The organism is Microbacterium sp. RD1 (genome assembly GCF_052220165.1).
In the GTDB taxonomy this organism is placed as follows: Bacteria; Actinomycetota; Actinomycetes; order Actinomycetales; family Microbacteriaceae; genus Microbacterium.
In genome coordinates this window covers 673,171-696,122 of sequence record NZ_JBQPOL010000001.1, presented here as the reverse complement: position 1 = coordinate 696,122, position 22,952 = coordinate 673,171, and the positions used below count along the sequence as shown (strand labels likewise).

Genomic DNA, 22,952 nt, shown 5'->3' with positions numbered 1-22,952 from the left:
CGGCGGCGATGACCCGATCCGTCCGGAATGTTGTCCACCGCCGGCCGGGATCCGCGGCGGCGCGGCCGCGGTGCCAGGATGTCGGTATGACGACGCTGCACATCACCGCCGATCCCGAGGCCGACGCGTTGCTCAGCGACGACCCGCTGGCGCTGCTGATCGGGATGCTGCTCGATCAGCAGATCGCCATGGAGACCGCCTTCACGGGCCCGCTGAAGATCCGCGAGCGCATCGGCGCGCTCGATGCCGGCCGATTGGCTCACTACGACCCGGACGCGTTCGCCGAGGCGTTCAAGACGCCGCCCGCGGTGCACCGGTACCCGGGGTCGATGGCGGCCCGGGTGCAGGCGCTGTGCGCGGCGATCGAGCAGGAGTGGGCCGGCGACGCCGCCGCCATCTGGACACGGGACGCACCCGACGGCCGGGAGGTGCTCAGGCGCCTCAGGGCTCTCCCGGGATTCGGCGAGCAGAAGGCGAAGATCTTCCTCGCGCTGCTGGGCAAGCAGCGCGGATTCGACGGAGCGGGATGGCGCGAAGCATCCGCCCCGTACGGGGAGGACGGCTCGTTCCGCTCCGTCGCCGACATCACCAGTGCGGAATCCCTCACGAAGGTGCGCGAACACAAGCGGGCGATGAAGGCCGCCGCGAAGGAGAAGTGACATGGACGTTCCCCCCGAGGTGCAGGCGTTCGTCGATCGCGTCGAGCCGGCTCGCCGCCGCCGCGACGCTCAGACCCTGCTCGACCTCTTCGGACACGCGACCGGCCAGACGCCGACACTGTGGGGGTCGATCATCGGCTTCGGCTCCTACCACTACCGGTACGAGAGCGGCCGCGAAGGTGACACTGCTGCGGTGTCGTTCGCGCCCCGCAAGGCCGCGACGACGATCTACCTCGTCGACGGCATCGGCGCGCACGCCGCTGCGCTGGAGCGGCTCGGACCGCACACCACGGGCGTCGGGTGCCTGTACATCAAGGACGCCGAGCAGATCGATCTCGACCTGCTCGCCGACGTGATCGGGGCGTCCTACCGCGAGGTCACCGCACCCGCACGAGACGGCGAGCACGGCTGAGGTGCGGATCGGGTTCTTCGGCGGCCTCACCGTCTCCGGTGAGGATGGTGACATCGCCGTGCCCGGACGCGGGCAGCAGGCGCTGCTGTTCCGGCTCGCCCTCGACCCCGGCACCACCATCGGCTACCGGGCGCTCGCGGAGGATCTGTGGGGATGGGACGCACCGGAGGATCCGCGGGGCGCGCTGCAGTCGCTCGTCTCGCGGCTGCGGCGCGCTCTCCCCGCCGGCGCCCTGGAGGCGGCGCCCGGCGGCTATCGCCTGAACGTCACCCGCGACGACGTCGACGTGACGCGCTTCGCCGACCTCGTCGCCGCCGCCGACAGCGCCGACCCGTCCGCCGCCGGTGCACTCGCCTCCGACGCGCTCGCCCTGTGGCACGGCGAGCCCTGGACACCCTCCACCGGCGCGTTCGACTGGGTGACGCGCGACCTGCTCGAAGACCGCGCCCGCGCGGAGCGGATCGTCCGATCGGCTCCGCGCGCCGGTGCCGCCTCCTCGGGCGCACTGCCGGCCGCCGTGACGCCCCTCGTCGGACGGACTCCGGAGCTGCGCCTCATCCAGGAGCAGCTCGGCGCCTCGCGCCTGGTCACCGTTCTCGGCCCGGGAGGGGCAGGGAAGACGACCCTCGCCCTGGAGACCGCCCGCGCCCTCGGTGACGCCATCTTCGCCGAGCTCGCGCCCGCTTCGCGCGGCGAGGTGTGGACGGCCCTCGAAGGCGTCGTCGGTCGGAGCGTCCGCCTCAGCGACGCGAGCGCCGGGTCGAGAAGTCCGCGCGAGCGCGTGCACGACGCGCTGGCCGGACGCAGCGTCCTGCTCGTGCTCGACAACTGCGAGCACGTCTCCGACGAGGCGGCCGCCGTCGTCACCGACCTGCTGCGAGGCGCTCCGGGCACGCGGGTGCTCGCCACCAGCCGCGAGCCGCTGGGGGTGCCAGGGGAGGCGTTCGTGGAGGTCGGCCCCCTCCCCTCCGCCGACGGCGCCGAGCTCTTCGCGCAGCGCGTGCGCGCGGCATCCGGATCGGTCCCTGCCGAGGCGGATGCGGCGGTGGTCGACAGCATCGTCCGCCGCCTGGACGGACTGCCTCTCGCGCTGGAGCTGGCGGCGGCGAAGACCCGCACACTCACCCTGCGGGAGGTCGATCAGGGCCTGGACGATCGCTTCGCGCTCCTGTCCGCGGGGCCGCGCGCCGCACAGGCGCGTCACCAGACGCTCCGCGCGCTCATCGACTGGAGCTGGGACACCCTCGGCACGGGCGAACGGCGCGCCCTGATGACAGCCGCCGTCTTCCCCGACGGCTTCGCCGCCGACGACGTCGCCGTCATCGCAGCACGGGTCGGGGTCGACCCCGGCGCGTACGACGCCCTCGTCGACCGCTCCCTGCTCACGCGCCGGGACGGGCGCTTCCGGATGCTCGAGACAGTGCGGGAGTACGGGCGCGAGCGCCTCCGGGTCTCCGGCGAGCAGGCGGAGGTCTCTCATGCCGCCGCCGACGCTCTCGCCGACCTCGCCCTCGCGCACGACGCGCGTCTGCGCGGCCCCGGCCTTCGCGAGGGCCTGGCGTGGTTCGACGCGAACGACGAGAACCTCTCCGCCGCCATCCGCTTCTGCGTCGGCGCCGACGAGCGCGAGACCGGCGTGCGCCTCGCCCGTGCACGATTGTGGCCATGGGTGCTGCGCGACCGTTTCGCCGAGCTGCAGCAGTCGGTGACCGCCTTCACGGCCGACGACAACGTGCTGGATTCCGAAGCGCGCGTCGTCCTGCACGCCGTGCGGCTCATGATGTCGAGCCTGGGCGTCCTGACCGATCCCACGGGGGAATCCGACCTCTCCGGGTTCGCCCAGCGCACCTCCACCCTCCTCGCCGCCGCCGCCGACCACCCGTCGGATCTGACGGCGGCGCTGTCGGTGCTGCTGCGAGCGGGCCGGCGCGCGATGGCCGAACACACGCCCGGAAGGCCGTGGACTCCGCGCGATGTCCGCATCGACGAGGACGACCTCGCCGGCGTGCCGTTGTGGGCGCGCGCGGTCGGTCACACCGCCCGCGCCGGCGGCGCGAGCAACGCGGGTGACATCGATCTGCTCGGGGTCGAGAGCGAGCGGGCCCTGCTGGCGTTCCGCGAGGCGGGCGATCCCTGGGGCGAGGGTTTCGCCAGCCAGCTGCGCTCGGAATGGCTCATGCTGGAGGGGCGCCTCGAGGAGGCGCTCGAGGTCGTCGACCGCTCCGGTGCAGCACTGGAGGGTCTCGCCTCCACCTCCGACAGCCTCCAGCAGCACGCCCGCGGTGCCATGCTGCTGGTGCGCCTCGGCCGGGTCGAGGAGGCACAGGCGCGGATGAGGGATATCGACGCCGCCGCGCGATCCGAGGGGTCGGAGCGGGCGCGGGCCTCCGCACGGCTGACCGCCGCGGGCATCGCGATCGCGGTGGGGGACGGCGCGGCGGCGCTTCGCGAACTCGATCGGCTCGGCGACATCTTCCCCGCCGACGTGCGCAACGAGGTGGCCGCGTGGGCGGCGTCCGAGCGCGCGCGGGCGCTGCTGCTCCTCGGCCGGCCCGACGACGCCCGGGACGCCATCCGCGCTGCGGTCGATCCGGCCGTGCGCAGCGCCGACCACCCGATCATGTCGGACGTCGCCCTTGCTCTGGCGGGGTGGCTGGCGACCACGGGGCGAAGCGCGGAGGCGGCGCACGCGCTGGCGGTGTCGGCGGGCCTGCGCGGACGCGTCGACGATGCCGACCCCTTTCGCCGGTGGGTGATCGAGCGCACAGATGCGGCGCCGGAGGATCTGCCTCCCGACGCCGCATCCGCCTTCACGAAGCTGGCTCGTCTGCTCGAGTGAGCGCGCTAGGCCTTCCGCATGTACGCGCGCACCGTCAGCGGGGCGAACACGGCCACGACGACAGCCGCGCCGATGAGCGTGATCAGCACGTCCGGGCCGACGATGCCGTCGTTCACGAGATCCCGCACCGCCGTCACCAGGTGCGAGACCGGGTTGACGTCGACGAACCACTGGAGCCACGCGGGCATCGTGTCGGCGGGAACGAACGCGTTGGACAGGAACGTCAGCGGGAAGAGGATGATCAGGGAGATCCCCTGCACGCTGGAGGCGGTGCGGGCGATCACGCCGAAGAACGCGAAGATCCAGCTCAGCGCCCACGCGGAGGCGATGACGAGCAGGCCCGCCCCGACCACGCCCCAGGGTCCACCCTCGGGACGAAGTCCCATGATGATCCCCATCGCGAAGGTGAGGGTCGTCGCGATCGCGTAGCGCACGGTGTCGGCCAGCAGGGCGCCCGACAGCGGCGCGATCCGGGCGATGGGGAGCGAGCGGAACCGGTCGAACACGCCCTTGTCCATGTCTTCGCGCAGTTGCACGCCGGTCACCACCGACGTCGTGATCACCGTCTGCACGAGGATGCCGGGGATGATGATCGGCAGGTAGCTCTGCACGTCCCCCGCGATGGCGCCGCCGAAGATGTACGTGAACATCAGCGTGAACAGGATCGGCTGCACGGTGACGTCGATCAGCTGCTCCGGCGTGCGGCGGATCTTGAGGAGGCCGCGCCAGGCCATCGTGAGGGTGTTGCGCAGTGTCTGCCCCGCGCCGGCGTGGGCGGCGAGGGGGACGTTCGCGGCGGACACGGTGAGGGCGCTCATGCGCGGGCTCCTTCCGGTTCGAAGACGGCGTCGGCGTCGGTTCCCGCATCCGTCACGGGGTCGCTGCCGGTGAGGGCGAGGAAGACCTCGTCGAGAGTGGGTTGCTGCACGCTGAACTCGCTCAGGTGCACGCCGGTCTCCCGGAAGGCGACGAGCAGATCGGTCACGCGGTCGGGGTCGCTCATCGGCACCGTGAGGCGCGCCGCCTCCGGTGAGACGATGGCGGGAACGTCGAGAACACGGCCGATCACCGATCGTGCCTGCTCGACGTCCGATCCCGGCCGCAGGCGGAGCACCAGCGAGGCCTGGCCGACCGACGCCTTCAGCTCGAGCGCGGTCCCCTCAGCCACCACGCGTCCGCGGTCGATGACCGCGATCCGGTCGGCGAGCTGATCGGCCTCATCGAGGTACTGCGTGGTCAGCAGCACCGTCGATCCGGATGCGACCAGCCGGCGGATCGTGTCCCACATCTGGCCGCGCGTGCGAGGGTCGAGCCCCGTCGTCGGCTCATCGAGGAACAGCAGCGGCGGCTGTGAGATCAGGGAGGCCGCCAGATCGAGGCGCCGTCGCATGCCGCCGGAGAACTTCGACAACGGACGGGAGGCGGCCTCGGTGAGCGAGAACTCCTCGAGGAGCTCCGTCGCCTTGCGGCGGGCCTCGGCGCGGGAGAGTCCGAGCAGACGGGCGAAGATGAGCAGGTTCTCGGTGGCCGAGAGCTTCTCGTCGACGGATGCGAACTGCCCGGTGAGCCCGATGAGCTGACGGACGGCGTGCGACTCCCGCGCGACGTCGTGGCCGAAGATCTCGGCGCGGCCGGCGTCGGGGCGCAGGAGTGTCGCGAGCATGCTGATGGTGGTGGTCTTGCCGGCGCCGTTGGGTCCGAGCACGCCGTAGACGGTGCCGGCCTCCACGGTCAGGTCGACGCCGTCGACGGCGCGGTTGGCGCCGAAGGTCTTCACGAGCCCTTCGGCGCGCACGGCGGGGGTGCGTGATGTGGTCATCTGGGTCTGCCTTTCTGTGGGCAGATCCCAGCGTGCTCCGGGGGCGCTGTCAGGCCGCTGTCATCCGTCGTCCGTCGCTGTCAGCGCGCTGTCAGGGGTCCGTCCGCGCCGAGAACCCACGTATCCGTGCGTTTCCCCACGCGGCACGGGTGCGGCCGGATTCAGCCGCGCGCGCTTCGCAGCAGGTCGGCGGGCGGCGGAACGCGCAGTGTGAAAGCGCCGAACGAGTGCACGATCCACCCGAGAAGCAGCAACGACACCGGAAGAGGGACGGCGGGGAAGAAGAGCGCTCCGAGCGCCACGCCCAGCAGATACGACAGCAGACATGCCCCGACGATGCCGACCCCGAACCAGAACAGGGCGCTGCGCCGCGACAGCCTCACCACCATGCGCAGCGTGCGGAGGTTCTGCAGCGGCCGGAAGACGAGGAGTAGCACCGACGCGAAGGCGGCGAGTCCGACCAGCGAGCCGATGCGCACGAGCGGACCGGGGTCGCGCTCGAGCAGCGACGGCTCGCCGAGGTTGCCGACGACGCCCAGGATCAGGATCGCGACGGCGAACGCGGTCAGGAGCAGCCACCCGAGCACGCGGCGGAGCAGGAAGTAGACCGAGAACCGCGCGATGAGGGGAGGAACGGATGCCGTCGGCGTGAGGCGGAGCGTACCGAGGGCGGTGCGGAGGGCGTCGGTGCGCCGCCCCGTGGCGAACTGCGCGAGCATCACCTGCTGCTGCAGCGCCGAGTCGGTGGGGTCGATGGCCGCCGCCTCGCGGACCATGTCGTAGCCTCGCGCGCGGTTCTGCGGATCGGCGAGGAAGACCCGCGCGGTCGCGACCAGCGCGCGGGCGCGCTCGTCGGGGTCGGCCGGAGCCAGTCGCACCGCGGCCTCGGCCTGCTCCCGCGCGGCGGGCAGGTTGCGCGCGTCGACGAGCGCCGCGGCCAGGGTCGTGCGGTACCGCCACGCCGCGGGGTCGGCCTGCACCGCGGCGGTGGCCGCCTCGACGGCCTCCGCGCGGCGCGCGGGGTCGAACCCGAGGACGCGCGCGAGCGCGTGGAAGCCGTCGCCGCGGGTCTCGGCATCCGCCGCCGCCGCCCGCGCGTGCTTCTCGGCAGCGACCAGATCGCCCGCCATCGCCTCGGCCTGAGACGACAGCAGGTGCGCGGCGCCGTCGAGCGGATTCAGGGCGAGCGCCGTGCGCAGCACCCCTTTCGCCTTATCGGGGTTGTTGGTGGCGAGGTACGCCTGAGCCTGCTCGTAGACGTCCGCGGCCACGTCAGATCCGGTGCTGCTTGAGATAGGCGCGGAGCTGACCGAACGTGCCGTCGTCGATGCCGTACTCGATCACGGGTTTGACCTGCTCGAACCAGGTCCGGGTCGAGGGGACGGTGCGGGATGCGGCGGCCTCGAGGTCGTAGGTCGTGATCATGCGCGGAACGCCCGCCTGCAGCGAGTCCATGAAGGCCTGCTCGACGGCGGTCTCCACGACATAGGACAGGTCGGCGCCCGAGAACTCCTCGGTGCGTCGCGCGATCTCGCTCGCGTCGATGTCGGCGGCGGGCTTGTCGCGAAGGCCGATCTGCACGATCGCCTCGCGCGCCGGCAGGTCGGGCGGAAGGATCAGCACCGTGCGGTCGAGCCGGCCCGGTCGCCGCAGCGCCGGGTCGACGTCCCACGGACGGTTCGTGGCTGCGAGCACGTAGATGCCGTCGTTGGACGCGCTCACGCCGTCGAACTCCTCGAGCAGCTGGCTCGTGATCATCCGCAGGCCCTGCGCGTAGGCGTTGCCTGACGTGCGTCGCCCGCCGATCGCGTCGAACTCGTCGATGAAGATGACGCAGGGCTTGGCGGCACGGGCGGTCTCGAACAGGGCGTGCACGGCCTTCTCGCTGTCGCCGATGTACTGCCCCAGGAGGTCGGCGAGCGTGGCGTGCACGAAATTCGCGCCGAGCTCGCCCGCGACGGCGCGCGCGATGAAAGTCTTGCCGCATCCGGGCGGGCCGTACATCAGAAGGCTGCCGCGCGGCTGCTTGCCGAACATGCGCGCCAGCTCGGGGTTTCGCATCGGAGCGAGGAACGACGCCTCGAGGTGCCGTTTGACCTCGACGAGGCCCGCGACGTCGTCGAGCGTCACGGCCGGGCGTTCGACGTCCCAGACGGGCGTGGCGTCGTCGGCGTCGCTGGCACGGGCCGCGATCTTCTCCGAGTCGCGGTTCTCGAGCACGGATGCTTCCGATGCCGGCGAGGCGATCGCCGTCGGCGGCGACGGCGCGCGGGATGCTGTCGCCGCCGCGGCGCGTGCGCGCAGGACCTCCACCGTCTGGGCGTTCGCACCCCGCTCGGCGAGCGCGTCGATCTCGGCCAGCGCCTGTCGCGGAGAGCGCTCGATCAACAGCTCGATGAGCTCGACGCGCAGCTGCAGGTTGTCGGGTTCGCTCTCCACGGCCGCGCGCACGATACGGACGAACTCCGGCTCGTCGCCGTCGCCCTCGTCGGCGAGGGCACCCGCATCCGTGGCCGGATCCGCAGCGACCGCGTCGGGAACGTCCAGCGTCAGCGACGTCGACCACTCGCCGGCTTCCTCGCGTGCCGCGCGGGCGGCCGCGACGCGTCCGGCCAGCCACGCCGGGGTGTGATCTGGCGTGCGCGGATACCGCTCGAGGTCGTCCAGCCAGTCCTCGGAGCTCACGTCGTCCAGGCGCGGCTCGTCGTCCAGCCACGTGCGGATGGAGGCCTGCTTGTCGGGGGTGATGCGCACCTGGGCGGTGAACCAGGCCCCGCGCTGCGGAGTGTAGGTGACCTCTCGCAGGCGCGCCACGGCGGCAGCGTTGTCGGCGGTGGGTTCGACGATGCGATAGGTGCCCTCGGCCGAGGACTCCGCCCCGTCGGGGGAGAAGACCTGGATCCAGTGGCGCGACCGACGACCGACGATGGCGACGGTGGCGACGACGCGCTGGTCCCCGGGTCGGAGCAGCCGGTAGAGCTGCCCGGCGAACGCGGCGAAAGCTTCCTGAGCTTCGGATGCCGCGGTCATCTCAGGCGCCCCGGAGCCGCTCTGACAGGTACCCGTGCAGGGCGTCGAGGGGGACGCGCTCCTGCGCCATCGTGTCCCGGTCGCGCACGGTCACCGCGCGGTCGTCGAGGGAGTCGAAGTCGACGGTCACGCAGAACGGCGTCCCGATCTCGTCCTGACGGCGGTACCGGCGGCCGATGGCGCCGGCGTCGTCGAAGTCGATCGCCCACGCCCCCCGGAGACCGTCCGAGACCTCGCGCGCCAGCGGCGACAGCCGCTCGTTGCGCGACAGCGGCAGCACGGCCGCCTTCACCGGTGCGAGCCTCGGGTCCAGTCGCAGGACAGTGCGGGTGTCGGTGCCGCCCTTGGCGTTGGGCACCTCCTCCTCGACGTACGCGTCGACCAGGAAGGCCATCATGGCGCGCGTGAGACCGAACGAGGGCTCGATGACGTAGGGGGTGTACTTCTCCCCCGAGGCCTGATCGAAGAACGTCAGGCTCTGCCCCGATGCCTCGGAGTGGCTCTTGAGGTCGTAGTCGGTGCGGTTGGCGATGCCCATGAGCTCGCCCCACTCCTTGCCGGGGAAGCCGAACCGGTACTCCACGTCGATCGTGCCGGCCGAGTAGTGCGCGCGGTCCTCGGGGGGCACGTCGAAGCGACGCATGTTGGCGGGGTCGACGCCGAGGTCGACGAACCAGTCCCAGCACGCCTCGACCCAGTGGCCGAACCACTCGTCCGCTTCCGCGGGAGGCGTGAAGTACTCGATCTCCATCTGCTCGAACTCGCGGGTGCGGAAGATGAAGTTGCCGGGGGTGATCTCGTTACGGAACGCCTTGCCGACCTGGCCGACGCCGAACGGGGGCTTCCGGCGCGAGGCGGTGAGCACGTTGGAGAAGTTCACGAAGATGCCCTGCGCCGTCTCCGGGCGCAGGTAGTAGAGGCCGCTCTCGTCGTCGACGACTCCGAGGTAGGTCTTCACGAGGCCCGAGAACGCCTTGGGCTCGGTGTACTGCCCCTTCGTGCCGCAGTTCGGGCACGGGATGTCGGCGAGTCCGTTCTCGGCGGGACGACCCTTGCGGGCCTCGAAGTCCTCGATCAGCGTGTCGGCACGGAAGCGCTTGTGACAGTGCAGGCACTCCACGAGCGGGTCGGTGAACGTCGCGACGTGGCCGGACGCCTCCCACACCCGCTTGGGCAGGATGATCGAGGAGTCGAGCCCGACCATGTCGCCGCGTCCGCGGACGAAGGTCTGCCACCACTGCCGGCGGATGTTCTCCTTCAGCTCCGTGCCCAGGGGGCCGTAGTCCCACGCCGAACGGGAACCGCCGTAGATCTCGCCCGCCTGGAAGACGAACCCGCGGTGGCGGGCCAGGGCGATGACCTTGTCGAGGCGGGACTGTTCGGCCACGGTGGCTCCAATGGTCGGATGCTGCGGGAAGGCGCCGGGAGGCGGGATTCCAGTCTACTGAGCGGCCCCGGCACGCGAGACTGCACCGGCGCCACGAGACTGCGGCCGAGGGATGCCGTCTCGTGGCGCGGGTGCGGTCTCAGTCGGCGGGCGGCGGATCGATGCCGTCGGCCGGGGCGAATCCGCACCATTCGGCCACCCACGCCAGCATCCGGGCTTTCAGGTCCGGCGGGGCGGCCAGGTCGATCTCGCCGGCGGTGTCACCCACGGTCACGTCGATCGTGAAGATCGTGCCGCGTTTGTCCTCCTGCACCACGTGAGGATCGCAGCGCTGCGGAACGAGCGGGATCACGATCGTCGACGCCGGGGAGTCGGGGCCGATATCGACAGCGAGGTCGTACGGGGACGCGCGGCCGTCGAGGGCGTACATGAGGAGCGGCGTCGAATCGACCGCGCCGAGGTGCGCCGAGCCGGAACCGGTCGGCGTGACGGCGAGCTGGAGCGATCCCGCCTGCCCCGCGGCGCCCGGCGTGAAGGAGTCGATCTCGATCGCCGCGACCTCGCCCAGGCGAACCGCGAGGCACTCCCGGGCGTGAAGGGCGGGGAGGAAACCGAGCGTGTCGACGATCGGCGCCTCGACCTCGACCTCGTCGAGCGTCAGCACGGCAGTCGAGTCGCCCTCGGCCGGGGCTGCGCAGTCCATCGGAGGGAGTTGAATCCGCACATCGACGGCACCCCCGGCCGGGATCACCGACTCCCGCGCGACCACGCGCTCGGCGACCCCGTCGAACCGCCGGTCGCGCACCTCGACGCCGGCGACGCGCACCGCCTCCTCCCCGCCGTTGCGGATCTGCACCTGCGCCTGGCGGGCGGCGACATCGGCGCGCAGCTGCACCAGCGACACCGTCACGGTGGCGGGGAGGCCCGCCGGCGCGGCGGTCGGCGGCGCGGAGGGCGCCCACGCCGCGCATCCGGCGAGGGCCGTCAGCATCAGCACCGCCGTGACGCCTCTCGCGGCCCGGGTGCTGCGGCGACCGGCGCTCATGCGCACAGGCTACTCGCGGCGCGTCATCCCCAGGGAGCGGGAGCCGCGTCGTCGGGATGCGGAGGGCGCAGGGCCGCAGGGGCGGGCCATGGCAGCTCGTAGCGATCGACCGGCACGTCGATGGCGCCGAAGTCGTCGGTGTGCACCACGACGCGCGCGGGGGTGACCTCCACGAGCCGCACCCGCAGCGGCTCGGCCGCCACCCCGTCGAGCATCCAGATGCCGGCGAGGTAACCCAGTCCCCTTTCCTCCAGAGCGGCCTCGGCCTCGAGCCACTCGACCGGTCCCGTCAGGTCGCGCCCCAGGAGCGACACGGCCACCCACGCGTCGCCCGCGGGCCGGATCCAGCCGAGGACCTCGCGGTCTTCGGGTCGGCGGTGAGGGGTCCAGTCGTCGGGGATCACGGTGACGAGGTTAGCGACCGCCCCGGCCGCCCCGGCTCACCTGGACGGATCCGCCCGCGGCCCGCCCGCCCCCGGACAACATCTGGATCGATCCGCCCCGGGGCCCGGAGATCGGCCCGGAGCGCCCCGCATCCGTCGCCGATCCGGAATGTTGTGCGCCCTAACGCGCGTCCCCGGCGATGTAAAGGGGCTGCGGACCGTCGCGCTGCGGCTCGTACCGTCAGAACATGAGCAGCGACTTCTCCCCCCGACATGCCATCGTCACGGCCTCCGACTCGGGCATCGGCGCCGCGACCGCGATCGCGCTCGCCGAGGCCGGTCTCGACGTCGGCATCACGTGGCACTCCGACGAAGCCGGTGCGAACCGCACCGCAGACGCCGTGCGTGCGAGAGGCGGCCGAGCCGTCGTTACGCGGTTCGACGCGACCGACCTCGAGAATGCGGCGTCCGTGATCGAGGCGCTCGCCGACGAGCTCGGCGGCGTCGACGTCTTCGTCAACAACGCCGGCGGCGGCTCCGGCGGCCCGCTCCTCGACCTCGACCTCGCCGGATGGCGCCAGGACATCGGCCTGAACCTCGACGGCGCCTTCATCGGCATGCAGGCCGCCGCCCGGCGCATGATCGCCGCCGACCGGGGCGGACGGATCATCGCGATCACCAGCGTGCACGAGCACCAGCCGCGCGTGGGAAGCGCCGCCTACGTCGCGGCCAAGCACGGGCTCGGCGGGCTGGTGAAGACGATGGCGCAGGAACTCGGGGCATCCGGGATCACCGTCAACGCCGTGGCTCCGGGAGAGATCGCGACACCGATGAACGACATGGAGTCGGAGGATGCGGAGGAGACGCACCGCCCCGGTATTCCGCTCGGCCGGCCCGGCAAGGCGGAGGAGATCGCCGCCGTCGTGGCGTTCCTCGCGTCGCCGGCCGCCTCGTATGTGACCGGCGCGAGCTGGGCAGTCGACGGTGGCATGCTGCAGATGGGCCCGCAGGCCGGGTCGCACCTCGTCAGCGACGACTGGCGCGAAGGCTGATCCGCACCCACCCAGAGGAGGAACCATGAGTGATCCGCAGACCGACGACGAGAAGCGCACCGATCAGCTGACCACCGCGCCGAACGCGACCGAGGAGGACGCCGCGCCACGCATCGATGTGACCGAGCACGACGGCGTCACACGCATCGACGTGCGCGATGACGCCGCCGTGCGTCCCGGTCCCGGCCAGGGCGACCCCGCCGCGGAATCCGAGTAGCACGCGGCGCTCGCTCGTCGCGTCTCAGCGCGGCCGGGCGGCGAGCTCAGCGCGCACCGTCCCACAGCGGCGCGTGCGCGAGGAGTTGCGCATCCCGCCACCGCACACGCGCGTCCCACTCATCGAGGGGCAGGATCTCGCGCCGCTGCCTGTCGACCTCGGCGACCAGCTCGTCGGTCCACGGATCGTGCTGACCGCGCTCGGCGCCCATCCGCTCGTAGGCGAGGCCCATGCGTCCGGCGTGGGAGACGATGCCGCCCCGCACGTTCAGGTCGCTCGTCTCGAACGGCCCGATCACGCTCCAGCGCCGGCCCAGGCCGCTGCGGACGATCTCGTCGATGTCCGCGACGTCGGCCACGCCGTCCCGCACGAGGCAGTACGCCTCGCGGAGGACCGCGCCCTGGAGCCGGTTGAACACGAACCCCTCGACCTCGCGGCGCACGCGGATGGGTCGGAGCCCTGCGGCGCGGTAGATCTCGGCGGCACGGACCGACACCGCCTCGGCGGTTCGAGGGGACGGCACGATCTCGATGACCGGCAGAAGGTAGGGCGGATTGCCGGGGTGGCCGATGAGGAGACGAGCTGCCGCGTCGTCGTCGAGACCTGCCGCGATCTCCGAGGCGAGGATGGCCGAGCTCGAGCTGGCGAGCACAGCGGATGCCGCGGCCGACGCGACGGCCGTGAACAGCTCACGCTTGACGTCGACGCGCTCGGGTGCGCACTCCTGGACGAGGTCGGCACCGGCGACGGCCTGCACGAGGTCGGAGTGCCACCCGATACGTCCCCGGATGCGGTCGACGCTCTCGTCCCGCAGACCGGCGTCGGCCAGCATCCGCAGTCGGCCCTCGACGTCGGCGGCGGCTCGCTCGAGCGCCTCCGGAATCGGGTCGAACACCCGCACGGTGCACCCTGCGCGGGCGAACAGCACCGCGAAGCCGACTCCGATCGAGCCGCTCCCGACGACCGCGATCGACGCCGTCACTTCATGCCCACCATTCGCGATCCCCGGCGTAGGCGTGCTCGAGGATCGACAGCACCGCGTCGCGGGTGAGCTCACGCGGGTTGTTCGCCGTCAGCCGCGTCGCCAGAAGCGCCTGATCCGCGACGAATCCGAAGTCGTCCGGCGACAGACCCAGCGCCTCGAGGTCGGTGGGGGCGCCGAGCACCTCCAGCAGCCTTTCGACGCCTTCGATGCCGGCGCGTGCCTGCTCGATCTCCGGGGCCGTCGCATCCGCGGTTCCCAGGAGCCGGCCGATCTCGGCGAACTCGGGCACGCGCGTCGGAAGGTTGTACCGCATCACCGACGGCAGCAGGGCGGCGATGCCGAACCCGTGGGGGGTGTGGGTGAGGCCGCCGATCGGCGATTGGATCGCGTGCGCGCCTGCCGTGCCCGCGGTGTTGATGGCCATGCCGGCGCAGTAGGAGGCGAACATGGTGTCGGTGCGCGCAGCGAGGTCGGACGGATCCTTCGCCACGGCGGGCAGCGAAGCGGCCAGCAGGGCGAGCCCGTGACGCGCATAGACGTCGGTGAGAAGGTTCTTTCCGGCATAGAGCTTGCCCGCGAGATCGTCGGGACCGGGGTTCTTGGATCGTCCCGTGAACGACTCGACCAGGTGCGAGAGGGCGTCGGCGCCGGTGGCCGCGGTAAGCCCGGGGGGACACGTCAGCGTCAGCTCCGGATCGATGACCGCGATGGTCGCCTCCAGGTGCGGGCTCGCCACCCCCACCTTCATCGCTCGCTCGTCGTCGTAGATGACGGAGATGCAGGTGACCTCGGCGCCGGTGCCGCCGGTGGTGGGGACGGTGAGGACGGGGATGCCGGGGCCGGGGACGAGGAACTCGCCGTAGTAGTCGCGCACGTCGCCGCCGTGACGAAGGACGACGGCGACGATCTTCGCCAGGTCCAGGCACGATCCGCCGCCGATGCCCAGCACGAGGTCGACGGGCGAGGACCGGAACCTCTCGACCACCTCGACGACGTTCCGGCGCGGCAGATCGGGCTCGGTCGCGTCGTAGACGTCGACCTCGACCCCGTGAGCCCGCAGGCGGGCGGCGAGATCGCGGAACTCCGCGGTCGTCGCCATGCGCGCGTCGGTGATGAGCAGCGCGCGACGGGCGATCGGAACCACCAACCGCGGGATCTGGTGTCGCTGGCCGGGTCCGAACAACACGGTGGCCGGCTGACGCAGGATCCCCAGCGCCGAGGTGTTCTCCGTGCGCAGCGGCGCGGGGATGCTGTCAGTGGATGCAGCGTTCATGCCAGGGCTCCTTCCTCGTCCACGGTGACGGCGACGTACTTGGGCTCGAGGAACTCGAAGATCCCGTCCTGCCCACCCTCGCGCCCGAGTCCCGACGCTTTGATCCCGCCGAACGGCGCGGCCGGGTCGGCCATGATGCCGCGATTGACGCCGACCATGCCGAAATCGAGCCGCTCGCTCACGGCGAGCGCACGGGAGAGATCGCGCGTGAAGACGTACGCCGACAGTCCATAGCGGGTGTCGTTCGCGAAGGCGACGGCCTCGGCTGTGCTCGAGACGCGGTAGATCGTCGCGATCGGCGCGAACAACTCCCGGTGGCAGACCTCGTTGTCGCGATCGTGAACCTCGAAGACCGTCGGCTCGAAGAAGTACCCCTCTCCGTCGACAGCGCTCCCACCGGTGAGAAGCGTCGCATCGATCCCCCGGATGTCCTCGACCAGCCGGGTGACGCCGTCCCGCTGCGACGCGGAGATGATCGGCCCGATGTCGGTCTCAGCGTCGAACCCGTTACCGACGCGCAGGCCGCGGGTGAGCTCGACGAATCGCTCCAGGAAGCGGTCGGCCACGGCCTCGTGGACGATGATGCGGTTGGCCGCCACACACGCCTGACCGGCGTTGCGGAACTTCGCGATCACGGCTTGCGCGGCGGCGTGCTCGACGTCGGCGTCGTCCAGAACGAGGAACGGGCCGTCGCCGCCCAGCTCCATCGAGGCGTTGACGATTCCCGGGGCGGCCTGCCGGAGGAGCACGGTCCCCACCTCGGTCGAGCCGGTGAAGCTGACCTTGCGCAGGCGCGGATCGGCCATGACGGCCGCTGAGAGCGCCGATGAGGACGTGGTGTGGACGAGGTTGACCACCCCGGCGGGGAATCCCGCGTCGTGCAGCGCCTGGACGAACATCGTGCAGGTGAGGGGCGTCTCCCGTGCGGACTTGACGACGGTGGTGCACCCGGCCGCCAGCGCAGCGCCGGCCTTACGGGCGATCATGAGAAGGGGGAAGTTCCACGGCGTGATCAGCAACGTGGGCCCGACCGGCTGATGCGTGGTCACGACGCGATAGCCCCCGCGCGAGCCCTCGGCGAACGAGCCGTGAAGGTGTGCGATCTGCTCGGCGTACCAGAGGAAGAAGTCGGCGCTCAGCTGGAACTCGGCGCGCGATTCAGACAGCGGCTTCCCGCTCTCGAGCGTCATCACCTCGGCGATCGCCTCGCCGCGTTCGAGGAGCAGCCTGTGGGCGGCGTGGAAGAGGTCGGCGCGCACGCGCGGCGGCACCTGGCGCCATGCGGCGGCGGATGCGGCGGCCGCGTCGAGAGCGCGCAGGCCCAGCTCGGCGTCGCCGTCGGCGACGCGCGCGATCTCCGCCCCCGTGGCCGGGTCGAGAACGGCGAAGCGCTCGTCGGCGCCGAGCCACTCCCCCGCGACGTAGTGGTCGACCGGCACGGCATGGCCGCGGAGCGTCGTGGTGCCGGTGGTCTGAACGACTGTCGTCATCGCCGGTCCTTTCGCATTTCGGTAATCTGGTATTACGCTAATACTTGCGACCCTCGGCGATCCCGGGGTGTATCGATCTGAGACACCGAAGAGAGGCCGTCCACGATGCCGGTGATCGCTCGCCATGCCGCTCCGCTGCGTCAGCAGGTCCTCACGCTGCTGCGCGAGGAGATCCTCGCCGGCCAGCGCGCTCCCGGTGAGCGCCTTCTGGAAAGCGACCTGTGCGGTTCGTACGGCGTGTCCCGTACGGTCGTGCGGGAGGTGCTGCGGCAGCTGGAGTCCGAGAGCCTCATCTCCGTGATCCCCGGTCGCGGACCCATCGTGACGGTGCTCAGCAAGCGCGACATCGAGTCGCTCTACGAGGTGCGCGCAAGCCTCGAGGGCCTGGCCGCAGCGCTGTTCGCCCGCCGCGCCTCCCCGGATCAGACCGCGGCGCTCGTCGCTCACCTCGAGGCCATGGAATCCGCGTATCTGCGCGGGAATCTGGCCACCCGCGAGGAGTCCAAGTCGACGTTCTACCGCATCCTCCTCGAGGGCGCGGACAATGATGTCCTCACCGCGGATCTCGCGGGCATCCACACTCGGATCGGTCTTTTCCGCCGCTACGCGTTCCTCGACGATGCCCGCGTGGCGGAGTCGTTCGATGAGCTCCGTGGCATCGTCTCGGCAGCCGCCGTCGATCGGGATCCGGTCGCGGCGCGCATCAGTGCCGAGCATCACATCGAGCTGGCCGGCCGACTGGCCGTCATCGAGTACGAGCGTCGGGTCCGGGTGGACGGCAGCATCGCCCACCTCGACGAGGTGGCGGTATGACGCTCGATCGGCACCCTTCCCGGCGCACGGAACGTACGGTACTGTCAGCGCACCCGAAGCGCTCCATCCGAGGCCATGGCGCAGCGCGCGGCGTGGCCGAGATGCAGTGACATGTCCTCGACGAAGGAGTCGAAGATGGCGAACACCTCCGCTCGGATCATCGACCGGGCAAAGACCGACCTGCTCAGTGCCACCGCGTCCATGCCGGTGCTGCGCCCCGATCTGCTGACGTCGTGGCAGCGGTCGAAGGAGGCCCTGGGGTCTCCCGACCGCATCCGCGACGTCCCCCAGGTGGGTACCGAGCTGCTCGACAGCCACCTGCTCGAGATGTTCCAAGCACCCCTCGCGCGCGTGTCCGAAGAGCTCGACGGCACCGGGCTCGGACTGCTGCTCGCCGATTCCGGCGGCCGGATCCTCCAGCGCTGGACACACGACCACACGGCCGCTCGTCACCTCGATGAGCTCGGGACCGTGCGTGGCGCCGACCTGTCGGAGACCGCGGTCGGGACCAACGGCGTGGGCACGGTGGCGGCCACGGGCCGCAGCATCCAGATCGCCGGCAACGAGCACTTCGCGGAGTTCTACCGGTCGGCGGTGTGCACCGGCTCGCCGGTGCGCCATCCTCTCACCGGGCGACTCCTGGCCGTCGTCACGATATCGAGCCCGGTGAGCGAGCGCGTCGAGCTGCTGCGTCCGCTCACCCACTCGATCGCGACGCAGCTCGGACAGCACGTCATGGAGGCCGAGCGTCCCGCGGCACGCAGCATGCTGTCGGCCTTCCTCACGACGTCGCACGTCCACACCGGCCCCGTCGTCGCGTTCGGTCCCGACGGACTGGTGATGCAGAACCAGGGCGCCGCGCGGCTCTCCAGCGGCGATCTCGGGCTGCTGCAGCGCCTGTGCGCCGACGGCACGCGCTCCGGGCGCGTCGCGATAGAGCTCTCGGGCGGCCACGTCGACGTGCAGGTCACGCGTCTGGAGCGCGGCGCCGGCAGTGTCGCTGTCGTCGTGGACGGGCGCCGGCCGGCGACGCACACCGGCTTCGGCCCCCTTCGGCCTCCGCTGGCCGGACGTGCACCCGAATGGCTGCGCGTCGCCCAGATCGTCAACCGGCACCGCGAATCGCGGATGCCGCTGCTCATCTCCGGCGAACACGGGACCGGTAAGACCTCTCTCGCGCTGGGACTGCCCCATCGACCGGGCTCCGCGGCGCGATCGGCGAGCGTGCTGGATGCCGCCGAGCGGCACGTTCTCGGCAGCCGTCGCTGGCTGCAGAGACTTTCCGAACGACTGGGATCGGGTGCACCCCTCATCCTGCGGGGCATCGAGACCCTCGATGCCGCCGCGTCGTCGGGTATGCGCTCGCTCATCGAGTCCTCCTCGGGGAGCGGCGCCATACTTCTGACGATGTCGACCGACGACCCCCGGAGCGCCGAAGCGGCAGGGACCAAGCTCGGCGTGCCCGTCGCGTGGGTCCCCCCGCTGCGCGAACGAACGGGCGACATCGGGATGCTGTGGCGGATGCTCGCCGACCATGCCGGCCCGACCGCGCACCTCGAGCCCACGCGCGAAGCCATGGCGGCGCTGGAGGCGCACCGGTGGCCGGGCAACATCGTCGAGCTGCGCACCCTCATCGAGCAGCTGGTGCTCAGCGGACGCCGCGGATCCATCGGCCCGGCGGATCTGCCCTCGTCGATCCGCGGCACGCGCTCGCTGTCGATGATCGAGCGTGCGGAGTTGGAGGCCATCCAGCGCGCCCTGCAGGAGGCCGGGGGCAACCGCTCCCGCGCCGCGGAGATCCTCGGCCTCTCGCGCGCGACCGTCTACCGCAAGATGAAGACGTACCGCCTGACCGCGTAGCGCGGCAGACGCAGAAGGGGCGGGGGCCATGTCGGCACCTCGCCCCTTCTGCCGTGCCCGCTCGATCACGCGGCGGCGAGCCGCCGGACTGCGCGTCGGCGCAACAGCACCGGGACGAGCTCGCGCAGCAGCACCACGAGGATCAGCACGAGCGCCTGCGCGATGAGCTGGAGGGCATCCGGCCATCCCACCGAACGCAGGAGCTGGCCGAGTTGCGTGAGGAACAGCGCCGCGACAGCCGTCGCCGCGATCGACGAGATGCCGCCGGTGAGCGCTGTGCCGCCGAGGACGACGGCCGCGACGGTGGGGAGGAGGTACTGATCGCCCAGGAACAGCGGCGGGGTCTTGGTGTAGGCGGCCAGGAGCACGCCGGCGGCACCGTAGCAGGCCGCAGCGAACCCGTAAGCGGCGACCTGGTACAGCCCGACCCGCACGCCGACGACGGAGGCAGCGGCTTCGCTGACGCCGACGGCCGTGAGCCGACGTCCGATGACCGAGCGCTGCGTCACGACCGAGGCGATCACGATGATCACGATGGCGAGGAGGAAGACGTTCGGGATGCCGAAGGTCCGCGCGAGAGCGAATCGGTTCAGCTCGTCGGCGGCCCCCGAGGGAGTGCCGTTGGCGATGAAGAAGACGGTGCCGAGAAGCACGGCGTTCATCCCGAGCGTCGCCACCAGCGGCATGATGCGCAAGCCGGCGATGACGAGCCCGTTGAGCAGCCCGAAAAGCGCCGGTCCGACGATCGCCATCGCCACCGCCGGCCACACCCCCCAGCCGTACTGCTGAGGCAGGGCGGTGGCCAGAACCGCGGCCAGCGCGATCATGCCGGGCACCGAGAGGTCCAGGCCGCGCTGCTGGACGACGAGCGTCTGCCCGGCCGCGGCGATCGCCAGGACCGCCGCGAAAGGAAGCATCGACAGCAACGGGGCGGCCGCCAGACTACCCGGCGCGATGACCGGACTCACCAGGAACAGAGCGCCGGTGGCCACGGTGATGGGCACCCAGCTGCCCGACAGCATCCGTCGCCAGAGTGCGTCCGCCGTGCGGGCCGAAGGCGGCACCGGCAGCGACGTCGTCGACGTCTGCGGGGCGGTGGGATCGGAACGGGTCATGCCACACCTCCAGGGGATGCGATGGGTGCCGGCGCACGGCGCCGGCGACGAGCGCGCCCGCTGCCGCGCAGCGTCGCGTAGAGAGCGGCCGCCGCGAGGGTGACGAGCCCCGGCAGCCAGTACGACCAGGCCTGCGACAGCCCCAGGAACGGCGAGACGTTCAGGATCTGCTGAACCAGGAACGCGGCCGCGATCACCGAGAGGAAGGATCCGCGCCCGCCGAAGATGCTCGTCCCGGCCAGGACGATGACCGTCACCGACGACAGCGTGTACGAGATCGAGGGCCGCCCGTCCCCGATACCGATCTGGGCCATGACCACGACGGCGGCGGGCAGCACGAGGAACGAGCAGAGCACGTAGGACAGCAGGCGCACCGTGCGGACCCGGATGCCGAGGCGTCCGGCGGCGGCATCCGCCGACCCGACCGCCCGCAGCTCCACGCCCCATCGCGTGCGGCGCAGCGCCACCTCGAGCGCGAGGAGGAGGACGACGCCGACGATCGTGACAACGGGGATGATCCCCACGCGCGCTTGGATGAGAGCGGAGACGCCGGGGAAGATCACGCCGCCGGGGGTGCTCCGCAGCAGCAGGAAGATACCTTGCAGCGCCATGAACATCGCCAATGTCGCCACCACCGGACTCACGTTGAACCGTGTGACGAGCACGCCGTTGATCAGCCCGACTCCGATCGCGCCCGCGGCCATCAGCCCCAGGCCGACATAGAGATTGCCGCCGTCCACGATCCAGAAAGACGCCAGGACGACCAGGAACCCCATGAGCGGCCCGATCGACAGATCGAAGCCGCCCCCCATCACGACCACCTGCTGGGCGGCACCGACGAACAGCAGCGGGGCCACCATGAACAGAAGATTGTTGAAGTTGAACGCCGAGAAGTAGGCGGGATTGGCGGTCGCCACCAGCAGACCCAGCGCGAGGAAGACAGCTGCGAGAGCAGCTGCGGGCGCGTGGTCCCCGCGGAGCCACGAGCGCAGCCGCCCGCCGCGGCGGGCCGTCTCATCGCGCTCGCGCATGCTCGTGGACGTGAGGGCAGCCCGCGCGATCTCGGACTCGGTGACCTCGTCCCCGGTGAGCTCTCGCACGACCTCACCGCGAGAGAGGATGAGCACGCGATCGCACAGCCCCTCCAGTTCGACGCCGTCCGATGACAGCACGACCACGGCCGCGCCGTCATCGGCCGCGTCGCGGAGGATCCGGTAGATGTCCACGCGGGCGCCCGCGTCGACGCCCTGTGTGGGCTCCTCGGCCAGGAGCACCCGCGGTCTCGCGAGAAGGGTGCGCGCAAGCACGACCTTTTGCTGATTCCCGCCCGACAGCGATGCGACGGGCGTGCGCGGCCCCGGTGTCTTGATGGCCAACCGAGAGATCATTTCGCGCGCGCGGGAGAGAAGTCGCCCCTCACGGACGAACCCGCCGGGAGCGACGGCCGGAAGAGTGGCGGCCGAGACGTTCTCGGCGACCGAGAGCGGCAGGAAGACGCCCTCCCGATGCCTGTCGGCAGGTACGTAGACGACCCCGGCGGATGCGGCCGCCGCGCTGCCGCGACCGACGGGACGGCCGTCCACCTCGAGCACGCCCGAGCTGGGCGCCTGCCCGGCGAGGGCACGGATGAGAGCGGACTGGCCGTTGCCCTGCACGCCGGCGAGTCCGACGATCTCGCCGGCGCGCACCGACATCGACACGTCGTGGAACCCGGGCCCGCGAAGCTCCCGTGCGACAAGGCGCTCATCCTCGCCGACCGTCCCGGCCACACTCCCCTTCTCGGGGAAGACCGCTTCGAGCTTGCGCCCGATGACCCGCTCGATGATCTGCGACTCGTCCACGTCGGCGGCGGGGAAGGTGCCGCGCACCTTGCCGTCGCGCAGCACCGTGATCCGGTCGGAGATCTGCTTGACCTCGGGGATGCGGTGGGAGATGTAGACCACCGCAGCGCCGCCGGCGACGACCTCGCGGACTCGCGCGAAGAGCTTCTGCACCTCTTCGAGGCTCAGGTGCTCGGTGGGCTCGTCGAGGATCAGCACGCGCGGTTCGAGGGCGAGCGCCTTGGCGATCTCGACGATGAACCGCTGCTCGACCGTGAGGTCGGCCACCCGCGCACCGGGGTCGATGCCCATGCCCCACGGCTCCAGTTGCGCCGCGGCCCAGCGCGCGGCGCGGCCGAGGCCGCCTACGCGCCGATAGCCCACACCGACGGCCATGTTCTCGGCGACGGTGAGGTCGGGCAGTAACGCCGGATCCTGGCGGACGATCGCGAGACCGAGGCGACGCGCCTCGTCGGGATCGGCCGCAGAGAGGGCGTGGCCGTCGATCTGCACTGCGCCCTCGTCGGGGGAGAGAGCGCCCGAGGCCACCGCCATGAGCGTGGACTTGCCCGCGCCGTTCTCACCGACCAGCGCGTGGATCTCGCCGGCGCGCACGTCGATGTTCACGTCTGTGAGGGCGCGGACGCCTGGGAATGTCTTGGTGATGCCCTCGAGCCGCAGCACCGCCGGACGCCCGTCGGGCGCATCGTCGGTTCGGGTGAGGGTGCCGAGATCGATGTCGGTCATCGCTGC

The 22,952-nt window shown here is 71.5% G+C and carries 19 protein-coding genes; 7 read left to right on the top strand and 12 right to left on the bottom strand.

Annotated features, from left to right (window positions below):
* Positions 1-86: 86 nt before the first annotated feature.
* From ACTU3I_RS03310 to ACTU3I_RS03300, 3 genes are read left to right on the top strand one after another with little or no spacing between them, the layout of a single operon-like run.
* Positions 87-659: an HhH-GPD-type base excision DNA repair protein gene (locus ACTU3I_RS03310; protein ID WP_442924196.1), complete on the top strand. Its 573-nt coding sequence runs from the start codon at positions 87-89 to the stop codon at positions 657-659.
* 1 nt (position 660) lies between these two features.
* The gene (locus ACTU3I_RS03305; RefSeq protein WP_442924195.1) at positions 661-1,071 is read left to right on the top strand and encodes a DUF1801 domain-containing protein; all 411 of its coding nucleotides are present in this window, start codon (positions 661-663) and stop codon (positions 1,069-1,071) included.
* A gap of 1 nt (position 1,072) precedes the next feature.
* Entirely contained in the window at positions 1,073-3,910 is a 2,838-nt protein-coding gene (locus ACTU3I_RS03300) for an ATP-binding protein (protein ID WP_442924194.1), read from the top strand.
* A 5-nt stretch (positions 3,911-3,915) separates the two neighbouring features.
* Here ACTU3I_RS03300 and ACTU3I_RS03295 read toward each other — a convergent pair whose 3' ends face one another.
* From ACTU3I_RS03295 to ACTU3I_RS03265, 7 genes are all read right to left on the bottom strand, one after another.
* Complete coding sequence (locus ACTU3I_RS03295) at positions 3,916-4,728, bottom strand: ABC transporter permease (protein WP_442924193.1); 813 nt, start codon at positions 4,726-4,728, stop codon at positions 3,916-3,918.
* Complete coding sequence (locus ACTU3I_RS03290) at positions 4,725-5,729, bottom strand: ATP-binding cassette domain-containing protein (RefSeq protein WP_442924192.1); 1,005 nt, start codon at positions 5,727-5,729, stop codon at positions 4,725-4,727. The genes ACTU3I_RS03295 and ACTU3I_RS03290 overlap by 4 nt, the downstream gene beginning before the upstream one ends.
* 161 nt (positions 5,730-5,890) lie before the next feature.
* Complete coding sequence (locus ACTU3I_RS03285; protein ID WP_442924191.1) at positions 5,891-7,000, bottom strand: tetratricopeptide repeat protein; 1,110 nt, start codon at positions 6,998-7,000, stop codon at positions 5,891-5,893.
* Position 7,001: 1 nt separating this feature from the next.
* A complete protein-coding gene (locus tag ACTU3I_RS03280; protein WP_442924190.1) occupies positions 7,002-8,759 on the bottom strand; it encodes an ATP-binding protein in 1,758 nt (585 codons plus the stop codon).
* Position 8,760: 1 nt separating this feature from the next.
* Complete coding sequence (locus ACTU3I_RS03275; RefSeq protein ID WP_442924189.1) at positions 8,761-10,146, bottom strand: glycine--tRNA ligase; 1,386 nt, start codon at positions 10,144-10,146, stop codon at positions 8,761-8,763.
* Between the two features lie 139 nt (positions 10,147-10,285).
* Positions 10,286-11,191 (bottom strand): hypothetical protein, encoded by a 906-nt coding sequence (locus ACTU3I_RS03270; RefSeq protein WP_442924188.1) that lies wholly within the window; start codon positions 11,189-11,191, stop codon positions 10,286-10,288.
* 23 nt (positions 11,192-11,214) lie between these two features.
* Complete coding sequence (locus ACTU3I_RS03265; RefSeq protein WP_442924187.1) at positions 11,215-11,595, bottom strand: hypothetical protein; 381 nt, start codon at positions 11,593-11,595, stop codon at positions 11,215-11,217.
* 227 nt (positions 11,596-11,822) lie between these two features.
* Between ACTU3I_RS03265 and ACTU3I_RS03260 the strand changes: the two genes are divergently transcribed.
* Both ACTU3I_RS03260 and ACTU3I_RS03255 read left to right on the top strand, forming a co-directional pair.
* Positions 11,823-12,626, top strand: coding sequence for an SDR family oxidoreductase (locus tag ACTU3I_RS03260; protein ID WP_442924186.1), 804 nt, complete (start codon positions 11,823-11,825; stop codon positions 12,624-12,626).
* 25 nt (positions 12,627-12,651) lie between these two features.
* Positions 12,652-12,843, top strand: a complete 192-nt coding sequence (locus ACTU3I_RS03255; RefSeq protein WP_442924185.1) for a multidrug transporter — start codon at positions 12,652-12,654, stop codon at positions 12,841-12,843.
* 46 nt (positions 12,844-12,889) lie between these two features.
* On the opposite strand, the gene ACTU3I_RS03250 is transcribed toward ACTU3I_RS03255, so the two are convergent.
* Genes ACTU3I_RS03250 through ACTU3I_RS03240 form a run of 3 tightly spaced genes read right to left on the bottom strand, consistent with a single transcriptional unit; the run spans position 12,890 to position 16,591 of the window.
* Positions 12,890-13,825 carry a 3-hydroxyacyl-CoA dehydrogenase gene (locus tag ACTU3I_RS03250; RefSeq protein WP_442924184.1) on the bottom strand — a complete coding sequence of 312 codons (936 nt, stop codon included), beginning with the start codon at positions 13,823-13,825 and terminating at the stop codon, positions 12,890-12,892.
* Between the two features lies 1 nt (position 13,826).
* Complete coding sequence (locus ACTU3I_RS03245; RefSeq protein ID WP_442924183.1) at positions 13,827-15,101, bottom strand: iron-containing alcohol dehydrogenase; 1,275 nt, start codon at positions 15,099-15,101, stop codon at positions 13,827-13,829.
* The gene (locus ACTU3I_RS03240) at positions 15,098-16,591 is read right to left on the bottom strand and encodes an NAD-dependent succinate-semialdehyde dehydrogenase (protein WP_442924182.1); all 1,494 of its coding nucleotides are present in this window, start codon (positions 16,589-16,591) and stop codon (positions 15,098-15,100) included. The genes ACTU3I_RS03245 and ACTU3I_RS03240 overlap by 4 nt, the downstream gene beginning before the upstream one ends.
* A gap of 105 nt (positions 16,592-16,696) precedes the next feature.
* On the opposite strand from ACTU3I_RS03240, the gene ACTU3I_RS03235 reads away from it, so the two are divergent.
* Both ACTU3I_RS03235 and ACTU3I_RS03230 read left to right on the top strand, forming a co-directional pair.
* Positions 16,697-17,404 (top strand): GntR family transcriptional regulator, encoded by a 708-nt coding sequence (locus ACTU3I_RS03235; RefSeq protein ID WP_442924181.1) that lies wholly within the window; start codon positions 16,697-16,699, stop codon positions 17,402-17,404.
* 135 nt (positions 17,405-17,539) lie between these two features.
* A complete protein-coding gene (locus ACTU3I_RS03230) occupies positions 17,540-19,264 on the top strand; it encodes a sigma-54-dependent Fis family transcriptional regulator (protein ID WP_442924180.1) in 1,725 nt (574 codons plus the stop codon).
* A 65-nt stretch (positions 19,265-19,329) separates the two neighbouring features.
* Here the strand turns inward: ACTU3I_RS03230 and ACTU3I_RS03225 are convergent, their stop codons facing one another.
* The gene (locus tag ACTU3I_RS03225; RefSeq protein WP_442924179.1) at positions 19,330-20,379 is read right to left on the bottom strand and encodes an ABC transporter permease; all 1,050 of its coding nucleotides are present in this window, start codon (positions 20,377-20,379) and stop codon (positions 19,330-19,332) included.
* Positions 20,376-22,946, bottom strand: coding sequence for an ATP-binding cassette domain-containing protein (locus ACTU3I_RS03220; RefSeq protein WP_442924178.1), 2,571 nt, complete (start codon positions 22,944-22,946; stop codon positions 20,376-20,378). The genes ACTU3I_RS03225 and ACTU3I_RS03220 overlap by 4 nt, the downstream gene beginning before the upstream one ends.
* Between the last annotated feature and the right edge of the window lie 6 nt (positions 22,947-22,952).